Source organism: Novipirellula herctigrandis, assembly GCA_007859835.1.
Lineage (GTDB): Bacteria > Planctomycetota > Planctomycetia > Pirellulales > Pirellulaceae > Novipirellula_A > Novipirellula_A herctigrandis.
On record SJPJ01000001.1, the window covers coordinates 4,199,613 to 4,220,095 of the forward strand.

General features: G+C 52.7%; 22 protein-coding genes. 10 read left to right on the forward strand and 12 right to left on the reverse strand.

From position 1 onward, the window contains the following. Positions 1 to 633, reverse strand: a complete 633-nt coding sequence (locus CA13_RS15610; protein ID WP_419194411.1) for a hypothetical protein — start codon at positions 631 to 633, stop codon at positions 1 to 3. Between the two features lie 365 nt (positions 634 to 998). Here CA13_RS15610 and CA13_RS15615 point away from each other — a divergent pair, with 365 nt between their 5' ends. After that, complete coding sequence (locus tag CA13_RS15615) at positions 999 to 1,265, forward strand: dihydrofolate reductase family protein (RefSeq protein WP_146398133.1); 267 nt, start codon at positions 999 to 1,001, stop codon at positions 1,263 to 1,265. An 8-nt stretch (positions 1,266 to 1,273) separates the two neighbouring features. Here the strand turns inward: CA13_RS15615 and CA13_RS15620 are convergent, their stop codons facing one another. Next, complete coding sequence (locus CA13_RS15620) at positions 1,274 to 1,531, reverse strand: hypothetical protein (protein ID WP_146398135.1); 258 nt, start codon at positions 1,529 to 1,531, stop codon at positions 1,274 to 1,276. A gap of 24 nt (positions 1,532 to 1,555) precedes the next feature. Further along, complete coding sequence (gene proC, locus CA13_RS15625) at positions 1,556 to 2,359, reverse strand: pyrroline-5-carboxylate reductase (RefSeq protein WP_146398137.1); 804 nt, start codon at positions 2,357 to 2,359, stop codon at positions 1,556 to 1,558. Positions 2,360 to 2,522: 163 nt separating this feature from the next. Between proC and argB the strand changes: the two genes are divergently transcribed. The 5 genes from argB to CA13_RS15650 all read left to right on the forward strand — a co-directional run bounded on the left by argB (position 2,523) and on the right by CA13_RS15650 (position 7,002). After that, positions 2,523 to 3,386: an acetylglutamate kinase gene (gene argB, locus CA13_RS15630; RefSeq protein WP_146403691.1), complete on the forward strand. Its 864-nt coding sequence runs from the start codon at positions 2,523 to 2,525 to the stop codon at positions 3,384 to 3,386. 23 nt (positions 3,387 to 3,409) lie between these two features. Continuing rightward, complete coding sequence (locus CA13_RS15635) at positions 3,410 to 4,612, forward strand: aminotransferase class III-fold pyridoxal phosphate-dependent enzyme (protein ID WP_146398139.1); 1,203 nt, start codon at positions 3,410 to 3,412, stop codon at positions 4,610 to 4,612. 80 nt (positions 4,613 to 4,692) lie between these two features. Continuing rightward, positions 4,693 to 5,628, forward strand: coding sequence for an ornithine carbamoyltransferase (argF, locus tag CA13_RS15640; protein ID WP_146398141.1), 936 nt, complete (start codon positions 4,693 to 4,695; stop codon positions 5,626 to 5,628). A 47-nt stretch (positions 5,629 to 5,675) separates the two neighbouring features. After that, complete coding sequence (gene rph, locus CA13_RS15645; RefSeq protein WP_146398143.1) at positions 5,676 to 6,386, forward strand: ribonuclease PH; 711 nt, start codon at positions 5,676 to 5,678, stop codon at positions 6,384 to 6,386. Between the two features lie 7 nt (positions 6,387 to 6,393). Next, positions 6,394 to 7,002, forward strand: coding sequence for a thymidine kinase (locus CA13_RS15650; protein ID WP_146398145.1), 609 nt, complete (start codon positions 6,394 to 6,396; stop codon positions 7,000 to 7,002). On the opposite strand, the gene CA13_RS15655 is transcribed toward CA13_RS15650, so the two are convergent. From CA13_RS15655 to CA13_RS15670, 4 genes are all read right to left on the reverse strand, one after another. Continuing rightward, positions 6,999 to 7,490 carry a 6-pyruvoyl trahydropterin synthase family protein gene (locus CA13_RS15655; protein WP_146398147.1) on the reverse strand — a complete coding sequence of 164 codons (492 nt, stop codon included), beginning with the start codon at positions 7,488 to 7,490 and terminating at the stop codon, positions 6,999 to 7,001. The two genes, CA13_RS15650 and CA13_RS15655, sit on opposite strands and share 4 nt — an antisense overlap. After that, on the reverse strand, positions 7,487 to 8,383 hold the full coding sequence (locus tag CA13_RS15660) for a triphosphoribosyl-dephospho-CoA synthase (RefSeq protein WP_146398149.1): 897 nt from the start codon (positions 8,381 to 8,383) through the stop codon (positions 7,487 to 7,489). The genes CA13_RS15655 and CA13_RS15660 overlap by 4 nt, the downstream gene beginning before the upstream one ends. Then, entirely contained in the window at positions 8,380 to 9,306 is a 927-nt protein-coding gene (locus CA13_RS15665; protein WP_146398151.1) for an alpha/beta fold hydrolase, read from the reverse strand. Before CA13_RS15665 ends, CA13_RS15660 begins: the two co-directional genes overlap by 4 nt. A 61-nt stretch (positions 9,307 to 9,367) precedes the next feature. Next, positions 9,368 to 10,240, reverse strand: a complete 873-nt coding sequence (locus CA13_RS15670) for an EamA family transporter (RefSeq protein WP_146398153.1) — start codon at positions 10,238 to 10,240, stop codon at positions 9,368 to 9,370. Positions 10,241 to 10,364: 124 nt separating this feature from the next. Between CA13_RS15670 and CA13_RS15675 the strand changes: the two genes are divergently transcribed. The 4 genes from CA13_RS15675 to CA13_RS15690 all read left to right on the forward strand — a co-directional run bounded on the left by CA13_RS15675 (position 10,365) and on the right by CA13_RS15690 (position 14,270). Beyond that, positions 10,365 to 11,201 (forward strand): 3-keto-disaccharide hydrolase, encoded by an 837-nt coding sequence (locus CA13_RS15675; protein ID WP_146398155.1) that lies wholly within the window; start codon positions 10,365 to 10,367, stop codon positions 11,199 to 11,201. 51 nt (positions 11,202 to 11,252) lie between these two features. After that, on the forward strand, positions 11,253 to 12,236 hold the full coding sequence (locus tag CA13_RS15680; protein ID WP_146398157.1) for an aldolase catalytic domain-containing protein: 984 nt from the start codon (positions 11,253 to 11,255) through the stop codon (positions 12,234 to 12,236). Positions 12,237 to 12,374: 138 nt separating this feature from the next. Continuing rightward, the gene (locus tag CA13_RS15685; RefSeq protein WP_146398159.1) at positions 12,375 to 13,409 is read left to right on the forward strand and encodes a serine/threonine protein kinase; all 1,035 of its coding nucleotides are present in this window, start codon (positions 12,375 to 12,377) and stop codon (positions 13,407 to 13,409) included. Between the two features lie 207 nt (positions 13,410 to 13,616). Continuing rightward, positions 13,617 to 14,270, forward strand: a complete 654-nt coding sequence (locus CA13_RS15690; protein ID WP_146403692.1) for a BamJ family beta-barrel-assembly machinery protein — start codon at positions 13,617 to 13,619, stop codon at positions 14,268 to 14,270. Positions 14,271 to 14,283: 13 nt separating this feature from the next. On the opposite strand, the gene CA13_RS15695 is transcribed toward CA13_RS15690, so the two are convergent. From CA13_RS15695 to CA13_RS15715, 5 genes are all read right to left on the reverse strand, one after another. Continuing rightward, positions 14,284 to 15,432, reverse strand: a complete 1,149-nt coding sequence (locus CA13_RS15695) for a DUF932 domain-containing protein (protein WP_419194412.1) — start codon at positions 15,430 to 15,432, stop codon at positions 14,284 to 14,286. A gap of 107 nt (positions 15,433 to 15,539) precedes the next feature. After that, a complete protein-coding gene (locus CA13_RS15700; RefSeq protein WP_419194413.1) occupies positions 15,540 to 16,820 on the reverse strand; it encodes a DEAD/DEAH box helicase in 1,281 nt (426 codons plus the stop codon). 166 nt (positions 16,821 to 16,986) lie between these two features. After that, positions 16,987 to 17,940, reverse strand: coding sequence for an ABC transporter permease subunit (locus CA13_RS15705; protein WP_146398161.1), 954 nt, complete (start codon positions 17,938 to 17,940; stop codon positions 16,987 to 16,989). Continuing rightward, the gene (locus CA13_RS15710; RefSeq protein ID WP_419194414.1) at positions 17,937 to 18,956 is read right to left on the reverse strand and encodes an ABC transporter permease; all 1,020 of its coding nucleotides are present in this window, start codon (positions 18,954 to 18,956) and stop codon (positions 17,937 to 17,939) included. The genes CA13_RS15705 and CA13_RS15710 overlap by 4 nt, the downstream gene beginning before the upstream one ends. Beyond that, the gene (locus tag CA13_RS15715; protein ID WP_146398163.1) at positions 18,946 to 20,478 is read right to left on the reverse strand and encodes a sugar ABC transporter ATP-binding protein; all 1,533 of its coding nucleotides are present in this window, start codon (positions 20,476 to 20,478) and stop codon (positions 18,946 to 18,948) included. Before CA13_RS15715 ends, CA13_RS15710 begins: the two co-directional genes overlap by 11 nt. Positions 20,479 to 20,483 lie beyond the last annotated feature (5 nt).

Below are 20,483 nucleotides of genomic sequence, written 5' to 3' on the forward strand. Positions count from 1 at the left end.
TTAGCGCCAAAGGGGCAGCGATGGCAATGCTGCGACGCCGCTACCACTACTCGAGGGCGGCAGCGGTGCATCGTAGCCGCCCGAATTTGGATACAAATCGCTGGCTGGCATACCTGATTGGCTGGGCGACCGACGTGGTGGGTCACTCTGCATTTTACCGACTGTCGACGCGGCAATTCGCGGTGGTGCGAAAACGGGCGGCGACTGAGCAACCGATGTCGCCAGAGGTGCGATTTTTGCATTCGAATCGAGAGGACGTAGCCGAGACGCAATTGCCGCTTCCGTCGTCTGGGGTGGTGCAGCAACGCGACCGACAGGTTCGTAGTCAATCTTTTGTTCGCGTTCCATTCGAACCAATTGCCGAGGAACCGCTACCGTTCTTTTTTCAGCCACCCATTCAACGCGTTGATTGACTCGATTGACAACTTCGCTGCGACTTTCCCATCGCGTTCGCGGGACGTGGTGATAGGCAACCACCGGTGGCTTAAAAGGATTCCAACGTCCTTCTAATTTCGGTTCCCAATTGTACTCGACCACTGGCGTGTAGACCGTTCGTGACTCGGGCTTCGTTTCCGTGACGGTTTGCGGACGGAAAACAGTTTGCTCTTTTTGTTCCGTTTTAGTTTCGACCACCGGGCGCTCAATGGTCTTTGTCACCTGCCGGTACACGATACCCGTGGTGGGATCAGTATAATAACCCGGGGAAGTTTGCGCCGAAGCGGTGACGCAGCCAAGTACAATCGACGCAACGGTGATTGAGGCGGTCAAGTTAACACAACGGTGAAACAACGGTTTTGCGAACCACGAGCGAACTCGATAATTCATGGCAATCCCTCGCCGAGAAGTGGATAGACGAAAAGAACGAACATTCGCTAAAGTGCGTCAGAAACCCAACTCAACGAACACCAAAACAGAGCGAATTGAGCGTCTGCCCGCCCTGCAACTCGCCCTCTAACCTCTATTTCGGAAAATGGACGGGGCGATACTGAGTCTAAAAAATGATAGCCGAAAATTTACTCGCGATCTTACGGTGTCCGCTCAATGGCAAACCGCTGATTATGGCGGAAAGTCGCCTCGTTCAGCGAGTCAATATTGAAATTGCTCGGGGCGAAGCACGCGATCGCGAGGACCTGAAAGTTCTCCGATCCATCGACGCAGGACTGATGGTCCAAGGGGGGAGCGAGATCTACCCGATCCGCGACGGGATCGCTTGCATGGTCGTCGATGAAGCGATTGTGATTGGGAAAGAGAAGGCATCGAACTAGCCTAGTGACTACCAATCCGAGTCGTCGCCTCGCTCCTCGCCACGCTCCTCGCCTCGCGGGTCACTACACCAACGATTCAAGGACGCAACCACAGCATCCCGTTCCATCGCATTGGTCCAAAGCGAATCGTCGACATCAAGCCGAACTTCATAGTCACCCTCATGCAAACAATCAGGCTCCCCACAAAAATGGGGCACATCACTCACCCAAACGATTCGGTAAAGAGGAACATGCTTGTCGTCGATTTTTACGATCGGTGCATCCATCAGTTTCTACAAATTCTCAAGAGTTTATTTCAATTCGCGACTTCGGTTCGCAGCAGCCACCACCGCGTCGATCAAAGCGCGTCTTAATCCATTCTGTTCCAGGACTCTCAATGCGGCAATGGTTGTTCCACCAGGGCTAGCGACCGAGTCTTTCAATTCCCCGGGATGTCGGCCTGTTTCGGCGATCATTTTCGCAGTCCCTAAGACCGTTTGCGTCGCTAATTTCATCGCCAAATCACGTGGCAGCCCCGCAAAAACGCCTCCATCGGCCATTGCTTCGACGATCAAGCAAACGTATGCCGGCCCTGAACCACTAACCGCTGTGACTGCGTCCATATGGCTTTCTTCGACTTCCGCAACAACGCCAATGCTTTGCAGTGAAGATTCGATCCAAGCTTTATCATCCGCTGCAACATCCGCAGCGACACAAAACGCCGACGCTCCGGCACCGACAAGGCTTGGAGTGTTCGGCATTACTCGAACGACTCGGTCGTGGCCAATCAGACTACAAAGCGTTTCGAGCGTCACTCCGGCTGCGATGGAGATGACCAATTTTCCATCCCAAAAACTGGCCGATTGGTTGGCAACTTTTGGGATCACGTAAGGTTTCACGGCCAGAATAACGATATCAGATTCAGCAACATCACTCGCCAAATTGTCACCGACCGGCACATCAGGGCGGTTTTTGGCCCACCAGTCGCAACCCGAGTGGCTCGGTTCGACCACGCGAACATCCGACGCGGCAATCACCCCTTTATCGAGCATCCCGCAAAGCAGCGCACGGGCCATTTGTCCGCCACCGACGACTGTTAAACACTTATTTCGCATGGTTTCCCTTAAAACGTCCGAGTTTTCCCGAAAGATGCTCGGTTTGACACCAGTTTTCGTCCACATCAATTGACCCCCTGATGAGCCGCCTCTAAATTGATGGGTTTTTCCGTTGCTGGAAAGACCACCCCTTTTGAAAACCGTCCTTACCGGAGACTTAATCGTGGAAGAAGCGATCGCCAAAGCGAACACGCTGATCGAAGCAATGGGCTGGATTCGCCAATTCCGCGGAACCACCACGGTTATCAAGCTAGGCGGCAGTCTATTAGACGACGAATTGGCTCTGATGCACATTCTGCTCGACGTCATTTTCATGGAATCGGTGGGAATGCGTCCAGTAATCGTGCATGGTGGCGGAAAAGCAATCAACCGAGCATTGGCCGAATCCGGTATCGAACCGAATTTCAAACGAGGTCGTCGGGTGACCGATGGGCCGACCTTGAAAGCCGTTGAAAAGGTTTTGGCAGGGGATTTGAATGTCGCGCTGACCAAAGAGATTGAGCGACTCGGCGGCCGAGCGATGAATTTGTCGTTCCTGACCACCAATGTCCTATTTGGTCGAAAACTCGAAACCCCCGAAGATGAAGACTTGGGATTTGTCGGCGAAGTGACTCGAGTCGACCGGAACGTGATCGAAAGCCTAACCTATACCGACCAAGTCCCCGTGATGCCGTCGATGTGTGAAGGCCCAAATGGCGAACATTACAACGTCAACGCAGATACCGCCGCCATGGCAGTCGCCCAGGCTCTCGGGGCCGAGAAGCTCGTGTTTCTATCCGACGTCAATGGCGTGCGTAGCGACAAGGATGACCCGTCGACGATCATCCATTCGCTCTCGTCGAACGAAGCACGCGATTTAATCAAAACCGGTGTGATCGATTCCGGGATGATCCCCAAAGTAGAAGCCTGTTTGGAGACACTCGGTCGCGGCGTCAAGAAAGTCCACATTATTGATGGTCGACTTCGCCATTCGTTGCTATTGGAAATTTACACGACCAGTGGTGTCGGCACCGAAATCCATCAATAACCTGCCTTCGTTGAGGAGACCCTATGGACGATTTGGAACAAAATCCAATTCAAAGCAGTTCGCCGGAGCTAACAAACATTCAAGGTATCCGCCGAAGTACCCGGAATGGCCGCGCGTGCATCGATGCACTTGCCGGACGAGCATGCGCGATCGGGTTTGGTAACCAAAGCATCATGCGTGCGATTCAGGAAACGGCGAACGATTATCTTGGCGACGCTTTGGCGACATCCTTTGCGACATCCTTTGCGACGTCAGATGACGACGCCCTATTGCCGGAAGCGATTGCAAACGTGTTAGGAACGGAAGGCGATTTCTTAGCGGAATCAATCCTTCTTCATCCTTCGGCAGATTTAGCGGTAGAGTCCGGATTGGCGTTTTCACGAACCAGTTCCACGGATTCACGATACCGAACGATCGTCTTGTCCGGCAGCGATCATGGCCGCACTGCGATGTGTCGGTCCGCCAGTGGACGGCCGGAACTGCATGCTGGGTTTGGCCCAATGGTGGCTGGATTTGACCACATCAAACCAAACCAAATCGCGAATTTGAAAGCGGCTATCGATGATTCGACCGCCGCGATTCTCCTATCGCCGCTTGATCTTTGCGACGGCGCCAAACCGCTTGACGCCGATTTCCTGGTCGCAGCCCGCCAACTTTGTGACGAACATAACCTGTTCCTCTTGATCGACGAATCAAGACTGTGCATCGGAGCATCCGGGCGACTGTTTACTTACCAATCAATTAGCGACATCGTGCCTGATGCCGTGATCGTTTCGGCGGGACTCTTTGCTGGATTACCCGGCGGGATGCTAATTGCGTCGTCGAAATTCACAGGAACGCCAACGATCAACGCGGCACAATATCCGCTGCAAACCAATGTTGCGTTGGCAACACTGATGCAAATGCACGAACTCGGATTACCGCAATCCGTTTCCGACGAAGCCCAGTCCTTTGCGGTAACGTTAGCCGAAAAAATTGCGGGTTTTGAATTCATTCGCGACATTCATGCCGCTGGGATGACGGTCGGCATCGAAACCGATTTGGCAGCTGAGGAATTAGTGCAAATAGCCACCGAAAACGGCTTGCGAATCGAAGCATCGGGAGACACCTCCATCCTGCTACAATTACCTCTATTGGTCGAGCCAAGTGATCGTGACGAACTGCTCGACCGGCTGACCCAGACCATGAATACGATGGAACAGAACTCCGCCGAGCTTAGCGTGTAAACATTGCCGATCATTGCCCTGCGAAAATCGACATTGAAACAGAATCCATTCGAATTGACCTACCGACCGAGACCGTTGCCATGCAACACTTACTAACCTTATTTGAAATTGACCCAACCGAATTGGTGCGAATTCTCGACACCTCACTCACGCTTAAAAAACGGTTGACTCTGGGTGACCGTCCGCCGATCCTCGAGCGCCGAGTACTCGCCCTGCTGTTTCAAAAGCCGAGCCTCCGAACTCGCGTTAGCTTTGAAACCGGCATGGCGCAACTTGGTGGATCCAGTCTATTCCTCGGCGAAGAAGTCGGTTGGGGAAAACGAGAATCCGCATCTGACTTTGCGCACGTACTTGGCCAATTCGTCGATGCAGTGGTTTGCCGTGCAAAGAAACACGAACACGTGGAAACGTTGGCCCAATTCAACGCGATGCCGGTAATCAACGGATTGACCGATTTATGCCATCCTTGCCAAGCGATGGGTGACGTGGTCACGGTCAAAGAGGCTTTCGGCGACTACGTCGGACGGCACCTTGTGTTTGTTGGTGACGGAAACAATGTCGCACAATCGTTGGCATTGATTGCGGCCATGTTGGACATGCGTTTTACTTTGGCATGCCCGGACGGCTATGAAATGGATTCCGATTGGCTTGCACGCGTTGCCAAACAGTACCCGAAGGCCAAAATTGAAACCACGTCGGATCCGCTCAAGGCAGTCGTTGATGCGGATGCGATTTACACCGACGTATGGACGAGTATGGGGCAAGAAGCCGAGATGGCGGCACGCCGCGAAGCATTCGCCAAATATCAAGTCAACTCGGCGCTAATGGCTAAGGCACCTTCGACCGCTCGCGTGCTGCATTGTTTACCGGCCGTTCGTGGTGAAGAGATTACCGACGCAGTGATTGACAGCGATCAAAGCGACGTGATCAACCAAGCTGGCAATCGAATGCACGCGCAAAAAGGTCTTCTCGTGTGGCTATTAAACCGTAAATGGATTGATGCGAACATTAAGTAGCTCTCATCTTCTGTTCTCTCGAATCACTCTCTAACCCTACCAACTACATGAATTCTGTTTCTCGGCCTGCCGATCAACTTCGCGACGTTCAAATCGAACTTGGCTATATCCCATCGAATCCCGCTAGCGTTCTTTATAAGTCCGGTGGCACGATTGTTCTTTGCACCGCGTCGCTTGAGGCCTCTGTGCCGCCATGGATGGCAGGAAAAGGAAAAGGATGGGTGACGGCCGAATACAACATGCTGCCCGGCAGTACGAGTCCACGAAAATCGCGTGACCGTGGCGGCAAGATTGATGGCCGTACGACGGAGATCCAACGACTGATTGGCCGCAGCCTTCGCGCAATCATTGACTTGAATTTACTTGGTGAAAATTCGATTACGGTCGACTGCGATGTATTACAAGCCGACGGTGGAACTCGCACCGCATCGATCACCGGAGGTTTCATCGCGTTGGCCAAAGCAGTCGAAACCGCAGTCCCCGGAAGCCGAGTAGGCGACGGCCCGATCCGTGACTCGGTTGCGGCAATTAGCGCTGGACTGATTGACGATGTGGTACGTTTGGATCTCGACTACCAACTCGACTCGGCCGCCGATGTCGACATGAACGTCGTCATGACCGGCTCAGGCAAGTTTGTGGAAATCCAAGGTACGGGCGAAGAGGCGACGTTCGATGACGCCCAACTAACGGAACTGCTGCGGCTTGCTCGCAAGGGAATCGCGGGGCTAACGACCAAACAAATGGACGCGTTGGCGTAACCCACCAATGGCAAAACTCTACTTCTATTACTCTGCGATGAACGCGGGCAAGTCAACGGTCTTGCTGCAAGCCAGTTACAATTACCGCGAACGTGGAATGAACACGTTGATCTTGATTCCCGAGATCGATCATCGTGACGGTGTTGGCAAGGTGACTTCGCGGATTGGCCTTTCCTCCGAAGCAATCACTTTCAATCAGGTCGACAACCTATTCTCGGTTATTTCATCGGAACATCGATCGCAAACGCTGCATGCGGTGTTTGTCGATGAAGCTCAATTCCTGACAAAGCTTCAAGTTCGCCAACTCAGCGACGTTTGTGATTCGCTCGACATCCCGGTGATGACGTACGGGTTGCGAACCGATTTTCTTGGCCATTTGTTTGAAGGAAGCGAACACTTGTTGGCATGGTCGGACACTTTGTCTGAGATCAAAACAATCTGCCATTGTGGGCGAAAAGCGACAATGGTGCTTCGCATTGATGCGAAAGGGCAACCGCTCAAAGATGGTGAGCAAATACAAATCGGCGGCAACGAGCGTTACATTTCGGTTTGTCGGCGCCATTTCAAAGACGGCATGGCAACCCACCGCGACGACGAATTGCCTTTGGTCGATTAGATCGACATTCGGAATACGCCCCATTGGCCATGATTTTCGTCGACACCAATCTCGAGCAGCGTGATGGCACTGCCGAATTGTTCTTTCGTCTGCTCGATCACACGCTCTGCAATGACGCGAGCAATTTCTTCGGCGGTCGTATTGATTACCGGCAAGATTACACAATCTTCGTTCGGGAATACCCAACGCCGATCGCGAAACGTGGCGGTGGTCTCTTTTTCATCGCTTGACACGATGATCTCAGCATGACGCTCGGGCAAGATCACATGATGATCGAGTGCTTGCGTTTGTTTTAGAACCGCGTCGCGCAAGGCAATGAAGTCGACGACGTAACGATTCTCATCAAGCGGACCCTCGACCGCCGCGCGAACGCCATAGTTATGCCCATGAAGACGTTCGCAAATATCCCCTGCGAACGTAATAAAATGGGCCGCCGAAAAAACGAACTGCTCTTTCGCAACTTCGACTCGGTAACTTGAATGACTCATGATGTTCTTGTCTCGTATCGCGGATCGATGAATAAAACAAACAAAGCCGCAGCGATTAGATCGGCCGTCGTTCCGGGGTTCAACCGGTTTTTATCGCTACGCAAAAATTGGTCAAACTCATCGACGGCTTCTGGTGACAGCGTATCAAGTTGTCTAGCCCGTCGCTGGACTTCGCAAGCGACTTCCAATCCGCACTTGCGAGCAATCAGTGTGTCGGGCTCGCTGCGCAACAACTCAATATGTGCAGTAGCGATTCCCATCAGAATATCGGATTGCTTCTCGATCGCTTGGTGGACGATCGGAACCACTCGGTTGAAAAAATCTGAAAAACCGCTGGAATATTGCCGAGCAATCGCATCACGCCCCGCAGCGGTATCCATCGCCTCAATCAAGTCAAGCTCGGTCTCGGATCGATTATCGCCGGGATCATTATGCACGTCCATCGTGTCCACTTCACCAAGCCCTCCTGCGGAGGAGATGCGAATCGATTCAAAAATATTCAGTGCGTCTTGATGAGTTTGCCGAGCCAGAAGACGGGGGACTTCGGTGAGCCAATCAATGCGCGAACCAACCGAATGTTGACGAACGACTTGAGCCAATGGACCAATCAGCAGTAGAATGCCAAGGTTGACGTTCGATCGTGTTTGAAGCCGCGTTTCTTGAATCGTCTGAAGTACGAGGCAACTGAACGGCGTATCCGTATTGGCGCATTGAAGCTTGTCTGCAGCAATCCAGGCCGCGACAATAAAATCGGTGTAGCTCAAATCGCAAAACGATTGACCTGGGTGAACGTTCCCCACTTTGGGGGCGGTTGCCTCCATCACGCATGCCCACCGTGCCGCGTCAGCGCCGGAACGAATCCCGCGACGGATCGAATCGAGCGAACGACTCACTCGGCACTACCACTTGGCGTTTGCAGAAATTCGCTGATCGCATCAAGCGTTTCGTCGGGTGCATCTTCGATCACATAGTGACCGGCGTCGGCGATCTCCACCGTTTTCGCCGTGGGCCAAGCTTGCTCAAATCGACGCAAACATTCCGGTCGGAAACACCAATCCTTCATTCCCCAAACCAAAAGGGACGGGACATCGGCGAGTGACGGCAGTTGCGTTTCAAGACGGTGAAGGGTCTCATAGGTCGGATGATGCTTCGAGGTTGGGATGTCACGAACGAACGCATCAATAGCGACTCGGTTTTCCCAATTGTCGTAAGGGGCAAGCAGGCCTTCAGCCGCTTCTTTTGAAAGTCGATTGCGTGACATGGCCATTGATATCGCCGCTCGGGCGAATGCATTCAAACCTCGGACGGCAGGGGTCCCAACAATTGGCCATCGGCACGCAGCGATCCGCCAAGGCATATAAGGCGGGGGAAAGGCTCCAGTATTCAAGAGCACAATGCGGTCCAACCGTTCGCGTCGCTCTAACATCGATGTCAAACCGATCGCCCCACCCCAATCGTGAGCAATCAGAGTGATCCGTTGCAAATCAAGCGAATCGATTAGTTTGATCAGGTTGTCGCGATGATCGGCAAGTCGATAGGGAAACTCACCTCGTTTGACATCGAACCCACGAGGCGGTTTATCGCTACGACCGCAGCCAAGATGGTCGATGGCTACCACACGATGCGAAGGACGAAATCGCTCGACAATGCGTCGCCAGTAAAAGCTCCAGGTCGGGTTCCCGTGAACGCATAGCAGCGTCGGGCGATCCGAATGACGGTCGCAATCACCACACTCGTCCAAATAGCGTAGAGTGTGCGGACCAACAGTCAGCTCATGTGACGGGTAGGGCAACAAATTCTCAGCGATCGATTTCATGACCAAAGTGTGACGAAATTCACGCTTGTGGGGAAGATGTCCAGAGACGAAGCCCTTGCTTTCACCGAGAAACGATCGCTAGCACCACTGCGGCGGTTAACAAACCAGCACCAACGGCTCGTTGGATCATCACCGATCGGCTGTGATCTGCTTCCGCGCCGCCCCAAATTCGCGCTGCTGCGTACGCCAATACCACTCCCCACAAACCTCGTAGTGCGTAAACGACATTCACGCGAGCAGCATCGCCGAAGAACGACACAGCCGACGTGATGCATACTGCCTGCATTGCGATCAATAGCGCTCCGGGCAATACGCTCCGGCGAACTTGAGGTTCTTTGAATCGATGCCACTCGACCCAGGGCGTTAGTCCGATCGAGACCGCAGCGACAATCCAGAAGAGCAACGGCACGAAGCGACCGAACCCCCACTGCGGAGTCCATTTTTGGACAAGTGTATCGAAGGTCGCAAAGGACACCGCAGCCCCCAATGCCAATAGAATCGTCATCACCATCCGACGACGGTGCCCGCGACCGGTCCACTGGATCAACGCGATCCCCGCAGCAGCAAGGAATGCGGCATACCAAACGGATGCCGGCAACTTCTCGGCGCGGGTGATCGTCAACATTAGAGCAACAAAGATCACCTTGACGCCAAAGATCGGGGTGGCAATCGACACGTCGCCACGTTCGACAGCGGCGAAAGTTAACCCCAACCCCATTAGGTAGAAACCCGCAACAAGAGCCGGTTGCCAAAGCATTGCAGTGGGCTGGCTCGATCCCCCAAACAACCACAAAAAGGAAAAGAACAGGGCCGCCAACATATTGGTAAGAAACATGATCGTGGCCGGACCAACGTTCGCTTCGCTTGCCCGCTTGATGAAAATCAAGCCGCAAACGAACAGTATGCTCGCCAGGAGTGGAAGAAGTAAATGCATCGTATTGGCCAACATATGCGGGCGCTTCACCATCTTGGAACCCGGCATGTTACAATTGCAGCACGCAGGATGCGTCCACATTGCGTTTTGTTTCACGCTTCTTCCCCTCCCCGGATTCCCACCTATGGTCACCCTATCGCGTCTCGTCGCTATCAGTTGTTTTCTTGTCTGCGGGTTGCTTGTCTGCGGGTTGACGGCTTATGCGGATTCACCCACTAGCGATACTCAAATTGAAATTGGAAAAGCAGGAGTGGGTGCCGAACCGATCGAGGGTGCGGAAATTCTTTTCGATGGATCCCGTGAGAGATTGGACGAAAAATGGACCTATTGGGAAGGACCGCGATTTAGCAGCTCGCTACCCATTAAGTGGAAGATCGTGGACGATCCGATCGACAGCGGTACGGTATTAATGACCGACGATCCGGTTGCAGCGGGTGGATTGTACGGGACGGCGGATGTCGTCACGAAGCAGAAGTTCCGAGACTTCCGTTTGCACATTGAATTCCTGATCACGAAACCAGGTGGAAATAGCGGCGTGTACCTACAGAACCGTTATGAAATCCAGGTTCTTGATGGCGATAAAACCCCGCATGGGATGGGAGCGGTAATCAACGAAACCGAATCGCCCTACGAAGCCTATGCGGGAATTGGCAAATGGAATTCATATGACATTGTCTTCCGAGCCGCTCGATTCGCGGACAACAAGCGAACCGAAAAGGCAATGGTAACGATGCATTTTAATGGTCAAAAAGTTCATCAGAACCAAACGATTACCCGAGTCTGGGGCGGCCCCAATTCGGGCATCGACGGTGACAACGACAAAAACGGCAACGGGATCACAGACGCACCCGGCGGTCTAAAATTGCAGTGCGAAGGGCACGAGGTCCTCTACCGAAACATTTGGATTAAGCCCCTCGATTTGGAATCGGCCGACACGGACCTTGAGTTTGTCACCCAATGAGAGCACAATGGTACTTTCTACCTGTAAAAATGCGGCACGAAAGGTCAATTGATGTCCGAAAAAGCTCCCTGGATTACTTACCGCCCCGAATTGAAGGTGCTCGATTGCACCGTTCGCGATGGGGGGCTAATCAACAACCATCAATTTTCGGACGAGATGGTACGTGCGGTCTACGATACTTGTATCGCCGCTGGCATCGATTGTATGGAAATCGGCTACAAAAACTCGCCTCGCTTATTTCCCAAGTCTGAATTCGGGGCGTGGCGACACTGTGACGAAGCGGATTTGAACCGCGTCGTCGGCGACCATGACACCGAAAAAACGGGCCTGAAACTCGCCGTGATGGCGGACGCCGAAAAAAGCGACTGGCGTGTACAAGTGGTTCCTGCGAGCGAAAGCGTGCTCGACATGATTCGCGTCGCTTTCTATGCCCATCAAGTTTCCGAAGCGGTCGAGATGATTCACCACTTCAATGAACTCGGCTACGAAACAATGGCCAATCTGATGGCGGTATCGAACATTACCGAAACCGAAATCGATACGGTACTGGAAAAAATCGCGCCGACACCGGCTGGAACGATGGTGATTGTCGATAGTTTTGGTCACCTCTACCGCGAACAAATCGACCGTCTCTACAAGAAATATGCCGCCGCGATGGAAGGAACCGGAAAAGAGATCGGCATTCACGCGCACAACAACATGCAATTGGCGTTTGCGAATACTCTCGAAGCGATCATTCTTGGGTCCAACCGCGTCGACGCGACCATGATGGGATTGGGCCGTGGTGCAGGAAACTGTCCGATGGAAATCCTGCTCGGCTTCTTGCGGAATCCAAAGTTCTCGCTACGACCGGTAATTCAGTTGCTTCAAGATTACATTATCCCCATTCGTGAAACGGTCGAATGGGGGCCATTGATTCCATTCAATATTACTGGCCAACTGAATTTGCATCCTCAACACGCGATCAAGTATCGCAAATCGGATACAAAAGACGACTTCGTGAAGTTCTACGACGAAATCAAGTCTGAAATTTGAAGAGCAACTTCCGCCATTCGCTGAACTGAACGGCGGCATTGAGTCATTGTCGCCTTTCGCTCCACAGAAGTGCGTTGAATACGCTGCTTTTGCGAAGCGAAAGGCGATTTTTCTATATCCAACCACCGAGGTTCTGACGTGCCATCGTCTCAAATCGCTGACTACGAAATCGGGGCCATTCTCGGTGTCGGAACCGTCGGAACCATTTACGAAGGTACCGAAAAATGCACTCGGCAACGGTACGCAATCAAGAAGTTGCACCCGGGCGTTAGCAGCGACAAGTTGATCCGTGCTCGATTCCAGCGTGAGATGACGATTTTGGAACGACTCCGCCATCCAAACATCATCGCCTACTACGGCGGCGGCGAATCCGATGATGGACTGCTCTACTACGTAATGGAGCTTGTTGAAGGGGGAACCACGAAGGAAATGATCGAATCCAACGGCCATTTGCCATGGCAAGTTGTCGTTGATGTGGCTCGGCAAATTTGCTCCGCGCTTCAATGTGCTCACAACCACGGCGTGATCCACCGTGACTTAAAACCAGGCAACTTGTTCCTCACCAAAAATGCCGTAGTGAAACTTGGTGACTTTGGCATTGCCCGCGACCTAAACAGCAGCGATTTGACCGCAGCGGGACTAACGGTTGGAACGCACGCATACATGTCGCCTGAACAAATCACTGGCGATGCGTTGATTTCGGGAAAAACCGATCTCTACGCTTTGGGGTGTTGTTTGTTTGAAATGCTCTCAGGGCGGAAGCCTTTCTTGGGCGAAAATTTTGCACAATTGTTTGAACAACATTTGCGTCAAAACCCCCCACATATCCGAGAATTGGTCCCTCAGTGTCCCGAAGAACTCGACAACATCATCGACCAATTACTTGAAAAGGACCCCGAAAATCGGCCGTTCAACGCACGGACAGTGCAAGCCGTCATGCTGCAATTGGGGGAAAAATACGATTTAAAGGCAGAAGTGGGGGCCGATGGTCAATCGTGCGATGTTGGTGCGGATGCGGTCACCGAAAAAGGACGTCAAATCCTAAAACAGCAAATCTCCAATCGCCTCCATGGCCGTGAACAGCCGCAAGTAAGTTGGAGCCGATTGGTTGCCCTGGCGGCACTGATCGGCGGCGTGATCCTTGCCGCAACCCTGCTTGGATCCCGAAACTAGCGGATTCCCCCACCTTTCACTTGGCAATCGCCAATTGGCAAGCAAACGTTGGTATCGCAAAGAGCGACAATCCGCCCGCACTGGATACCCTACCGCATTGGAATGTATACTTTCGCCCGCGATATCGCATATCTAACTTAGGAAACCAATATGAATCGTTCACTCCACTACTTTCTTGGCGGGTTCGCTCTCGTCTCGATCTGCTCGATGACAGGAATCACCATGGCACAAGACGACGCTGCGAAAAAATACGAATCACCTTCTCAAGAAATCGGATACTTTCTTGGTGTCTCGGTGGGCCAACAAATGGGAGCCCAAGGTTTCCAAGCCGAAGACATTGACCTTGAAGCCCTTGCCGCGGGAGTGACCGACGGATTGTCCGACACCGAACCTGCGATGAGCGACGACCAACTCAAGAGTGTTCAAGGAAAGATCGAAGCTCTACTTCGAAAACGCCAAGAAGAAATGATCCTGCAAAACAAAGAAAAAGGAAAAGCGTGGCTCGCGGAAAACGCCAAGAAAGAAGGCGTCAAGGAACTCGCAGAAGGACTTCAATACAAGGTGATCAAGGAAGGGGACGGCGCGTCGCCCTCCGCATCGGACTCAGTGGAAGTCCACTACACCGGCAAGCTGCTTGATGGATCGGTATTCGACAGCTCGGTCGCTCGTGGGGAGCCCGCCAAGTTCCGCGTAGGCCAAGTCATAAAGGGATGGACGATGGCACTGCAAAAAATGAAAGTTGGCGCCAAGTGGATGCTCTACATTCCCTCCGAATTGGCTTACGGCGAACGTGGAAGCCAAGGAGCGATCGGCCCGAACGAAGTCCTGATTTTTGAAGTCGAACTTCTCGGAATCGAGTAAAGCACCTGCGTGCTTAGTTCAAACTTTGACGAACCGCAGATTTATCATCGTCGATGAAAAACGCATCGAAATCGGCGGCGTTATCGGCGGTTCCTTCTAAGTCATACTCTTCCGAAATCAATGAACCCAGATGAGCTTGGATTCGCTTCGAGCCTTCTGGGGTTGCATGGTGCGTCGCCACTTCGCTTGCGAAGTTGATTAGATCATAGACGCGAGCCTTGCTAGGCAGAATCCGTCGCCGCTTGTCGCTAAGAGCTTCGAGATTCGCGAGCCCGTAAAGCTCGCTCAAATTCCCTGCCAACGTGCGAAATCGGCCAATCAAGCCTTTGGCCGTCAAATGATTTTCACGCTGCACGCGGTCCAAAAGCAATCCGAATTGCAAACACTCGTGGACCGACGCCCAAGACCGCTGGCTCGATTCGAATCGCTGGCGAATCGCTGCATAACCATCACCGTTATCGAACGATTCGAGTGCTCGAGCGATGCAGTAATCCATTTTCTTTCCAACCGGAATGTCGCTTCGGAACGCACGGGCATAGCCGATCATTCCATTTTGGCAAATCAGTCGTAGCATCGACAAAAACAGCTTCGGATGGCCAAACCCGTCGACGGGCGTCTCCAAGCAAAAACGGTCATGGAACTGATCGCCACCAATTTGGATTTCACGTGAACCGCCGCGAGGTTCGTGCGTGCTGATCACCAAACCTTCATGATACTTCACGTTAGAGCCACCATAGTGCTCGATCAATTCCGTGATCTCTTCGTAGCGAATCACAGGGCGTTTGATGTTGGTCACCGCTAACAAGTCGCCCGTCGCTTTACCACTTCGACCGGTTGTGTCTGCGATACAAAATCGAAATGCATCGTCCGCACTGCTTTGGGCAATGCGTCCAAAAACTTCAGCAGGGGAAAAATAGCGAAAGACATTTTCAGCGATCCCAAATCGAGTAAAGAAGGAACGCCAAAAACGCTTCGTCGCATGAACCGGTCGCCCACCTAGTTCGAGATCGCGGAGCATTACACGACCGCCTGCGGTACGATCAACTTTTCGAACTCGCAAATCAGCAACGGTTGCATGCCCATAAGTAAATCGAGCGGAAGGTGTACTCGTTTGAGCAGTGGCCTTCGTTTCATTTGCAGGCTGAGTGATGGTAGTAGTCATAGTAGGAATCTTCCTAGGATTGGTGTCAAAGGGGAACACAAGACCTTGATTCGTTTCGAAGGGAACGAACGGGGACTATTGAGAACGGGGACTATTGAGAATGGGGACTATTGAGCACGCGAAAACCAACGGGCCGCGCGTTTGTTCCGATTCATCGCGACCAAATTGGGTAGCGAGACTTCGGCCTGAGCAACGCGATTACGAGCGACCGCAGCCATTTTGTCGAGTTTGCAGTTGGTGCGAATACTTCGCCAACCCGCTTCGGTCCAAAGGTATTGCTCGGCCGCCGCTGCGGTTCGTTGCATCGGGTGCGGCGTTCGCGGACACTGAACCACTTGCTTCACCGGCACACGATGACTCGTCCGCAACACACGACCGGCCATTTGAATCGTGCATCCTTTGCCACTTGGACGACAAAACACCGTTTGCAACTCCGGGCAATCGAAGCCTTCTGTAAGAATCGCCATATTGACCAGCACTTGTGTCTTGCCGGCAACAAAATTGTCGATTTGCTGCTCGCGATTGCTATTGGCCGTCACAACTTCGGTGGTAATGCCCGCTTGGCGAAGCAGCATGTAGAGCAAATCACATTCGCTGCGTCGATGAAAGAAGACCAAAGAACGGCCCCACCGATCGGGTTCTGCAATTATTCGCCGTGCAACTTCCTTGGGCGAATACTCAGAGATCGTGTAGTGATGGTACGCACTGAGATAGCCATCGGAAATCAGCGATGCGATGCCCGCGTCGCGAATCACTTGATCAAAACAAAGCTTGATTCGGTCGCTCCGGTACGGTGTTGCCGACAAGCCAAGTGTCCATGTTGGTTGGATTTGGCTATGCAGGTTTGCCATACTGGTCGCCGCATCATGCTGGGCTTCGTCAACAACCAACAAGTCGACCTTGGGAGGCGACTTTTCGAACATGCTAATCGTTTCCATACGAACGCCAAAACGTCGTACATGATTCTCAGCCTCCGCTTGGGCGAGCAGATTCCGTCGCATTGCCACCCATCCGACTTTCGCGCCGGTAACACGTTGGATCATGGCGGCGGTGGCCAACCCCATCACGGTCTTCCCACTTCCGGTCGGACTCTCGACCAACACGCTTGATGCCATCGGCGAGACTTGGCCGCTGCGTCCGACAAACGTGCCGCCAAACATTTTCACCGCCGATTCGATGATACGCTGTTGGTAGGGACGGGGTTGGACATCACAAACCGATAGCATTGCACGAAGTGCACCGTGGACACCGACGGAAAATCCCGCCAGTGCATCAGGGGAAAATCGTGCTCCGCTCAACGCGGGCATTTGCTGCGTAGCTTGGAGCGGCGGTGAGTTCTCCGGCAATGAATTTTCCGGCAGAGCTAGTTCAAGTAGACAGGTCGTCATCAGTAAGCACTCCCTCGACAATTATGAGAAACCTTCACGCGTCACAGCAGCGATTGCTGTAACAGTGAAGAGCATTGTCAAAGAGGGCCGTGACACGTCTGGTCACGCCGAATAAGAAAAATGGAAATTTCTTTTACCGAAGGTAGCACCGGACATCTCGATGGTGCTAGCGGAGTCGCCGCAGCGATTGTTGCGCAAGAATAAAAATCAGCAGCAGCGTCCCGATTGAGATGGTGGCGAGCGATGCTGGCAAATTTGCGAAATAGGTGATCTGGTAAATCGTCGCGTAAATCAGGATGCCCAACAACGTTCCTGCGACGAGTCCCGTCCCACCGCTCAGCAGCGTGCCGCCGATCACGACCACGGCAATCGCATCGAGTTCAAGTGCAACTGCGTTGATGGGGTTGCCCGAGTCCATGTAAATGGTCATTGCAATTCCCGCCAGCGCCGAACAAAAGCCGTTGAAAGTGTAGACTCCGATTTTTGTGCTGGTAACGGGCAACCCCATTAAAAGAGAAGAATCTTCGCTGCCGCCAATCGCGTAAAGGTTCCGGCCAAAACGGGTGCGATGCGCGATCACAACGACAATCGCAATCAAGATCAAAAAAAGAATCGCTGGGAAACTTAAAGACGCACCGCCACCGATCGGCAACGCAATATCCCCGACCGCGTCATATAGCGGATGATCAATCTGCACCGATTCCTTCTTGATCGAAAACGCCATGCCACGTGCAAAAAACAATCCGCCAAGAGTGACCAAAAACGCAGGAAGTTTAAACACTTGGATCAGCGCCCCCATCATGCAGCCGAAGCCTGTGCCTAGTGCCAAGGCCGCTGCCCACACCAGCACCGGATTCATCCCGTTGTCAGAGATCATCGTCGCCACAAAAATTGTGGTAAAGCCAATGACGGATCCCACGGACAAATCGATGCCGCCCGAGATAATCACCAGCGTCATTCCAACAGCAGTAATCCCTAGAAACGCCGTTTCGTTAAACAGATCTGCGATTACAAACGGCGACGAAAAACCATCGAATCGCATCGACGCTCCAAAGAACAACACCATCAAGACGACTGCTGTTACCGCCAACATAACGTGTCGCTCTGAAATCCGATTCATGCGGCCGACCTCCGACGAAATTTTTGTCGAAACGCGTCGGATTGCAGCAAACAAACTCCAACAATCACAATCGCCTTGGGAACCGGTGCGGTGTCCGATGCAAATCCAAACGTGTAGAGCGTCGTTAACAACGTCTGCAATAGAAGTGCACCAACAACGGATCCAACAAGGGTGAATCGACCGCCGGTCAATGCCGTTCCGCCGACCACAACGGCGAAGATCGCATCGAGCTCAGTGAAGACGCCTGCATTGACCGTGTCAGCAGCATTAATATTGGACGCGTCAATCAAACCAGCGATACCGGCACAAAACCCGCAAAAGGCGTACACACCAATCTTGATCGTGCGAGCTTGAATGCCAACCGCGCGACTGGCCACTTCGTTGGATCCGACGGATTCAATGAAAAGTCCGAGCACCGTTTTGCGCACAACCACAAGCGTCGCCAACACGAGCAAAACAAAAATCGTCACGGGAAAAGGCATACCAAGAAAGTGCCCATTGCCAAGATAGTCAAACGCGGCGCTGAAATGGTCGTCCACCAGAGCGATCACCTTTTCACCGGTCAGAAACCGAGCGATGCCACGCCCACAAACCATCAGGATCAATGTCGCTACAACCGGTTGGATTCCCACGACTGCGACAAGCAATCCATTGAGCAAACCCGCAATCGTTGCGGCAAGCAAGGCGCAGGGAATTACGCCCCAGAGACTTACGTTGCTTTCTGTCAACATGAGTGCTGCCACCGCTCCGGAAATGGCCATGATCGAACCGACCGAAAGGTCGACTCCCCCCGTCGCGATGACCAAAGTCATACCGATCGCGATGATGATGCCAATCGAACCACGATTCAACACGTCCACCATGCTGCCATACAAATGCCCGTCACGAATTTCAAGATTGAAAAACGACGGAGTGAATATGGCATTGAAGATCAGCAACAACACCAACCCCAACAGCGGCCAAAATAGGGGTGACGTCGTGATGCGTCGGATCGGATTGGGGGGATCAATCGTCATGATGCTGGGCAATCATCTCCATCATTTTTTGATCCGTCACATCTTCATTGGCAAGTTCGCCAACTTTCATTCGATCTCGCATCACCGAAACTCGCTGGCACGTCCTAGCCATCTCCTCAAGTTCCGACGAAATCAGGACAACCGCCATCCCGCGTTTTCGCAGCGACTCGATCAACGTCTCCATCTCAGCCTTTGCCCCCACATCGATCCCTCGAGTTGGCTCATCCAGGATCATCACTTTCGGATTCATCGCCAACCACCGCGCCAGCAGAACCTTTTGCTGATTTCCGCCCGAAAGATTTCCGACCGGTGTTTCGGTCGAGGGTGTCTTGATCTTAAGTGCATCGATGTAGTGCTGGGACAATTCGAGTTGCTGTTTGTAGGACAATGCGTCTGACAAACCACGGCTTGCTTGTAGGGCAAGCATAATATTTTCGCGCACGGATAAATCAAGGATCACGCCTTCGCGTTTTCGATCCTCTGGACAAAATGCAACACCGGCGCGAATCGCTTTACGTGGCGTAGGTTTGTCGATCCGCTTTCCATCGACCTTCAATTTTCCCGTTGTCGCTCGATCTAACCCGAACAGCAAACGAACCGCCTCGGTGCGTCCTGAACCAAGCAATCCCGCCAAGCCAACGACTTCTCCGCGGCAAATGTCGAGGTCGAACGGTTCCACCGTTCCTTTCCGGCCAAGTTGACTCACTTCAAGCATTTTCTCGGACGACGGAGTCGTGTCAGAAACCGTCGCGGTTCGGCTTTCGATTTCAGCCACTTCCTGGGGCGCTTTGCCTAGCATCTTGCCGACCAACTCAATTCGCGGCAATTGCTCGGTAGCATAGGTACCCACTCGTTGGCCATTGCGGAGCACCGTAATGCGATCGGCAATGCGGTAAACTTGGTTCAAGAAATGAGTAACCAGAACAATGCCGATGTTGCTTTCACGCAATCGAAGCAGAACCTTGAATAGCTCCTCAACCTCTTTCGTATCCAAACTTGATGTCGGCTCATCGAGAACAAGTAGTTTGGCATCGAGATCCACCGCCCTGGCAATTGCCACCATTTGCTGAACCGCCGTCGAACAACGTCGAAGTTCGCAATCAATGTCCACCGACAAATCGACTCGATCCACTGCTTGCTGTGCACGCTGACGAATCGCTTTCCACGAGATCCATCCCGCCGTCGTCGATTGGCGACCAAGCATAATATTTTCGGCAACGCTCAATTGCGGAATCAAGTTGACTTCTTGATAGACCGTACTAATTCCGAGTCGTTCGGCTTCGATGGGTGCTTGGGGTGAGATATCATGCTGATCCAGTGTCATGCTGCCCGAATCGCGGCGATGGACTCCCGTTAGAACTTTGATCAAAGTCGATTTGCCCGCCCCGTTTTCGCCCATCAATGCGTGCACTTCCCCTGAGCGCACTTCAAAATCGACGTCCGACAACGCCCGAACACCGGGAAATGTTTTCGAGATTCCCTGCATGACTAGCAAGGCAGTGGGCGTCGAGGTTTCATCCATGATGA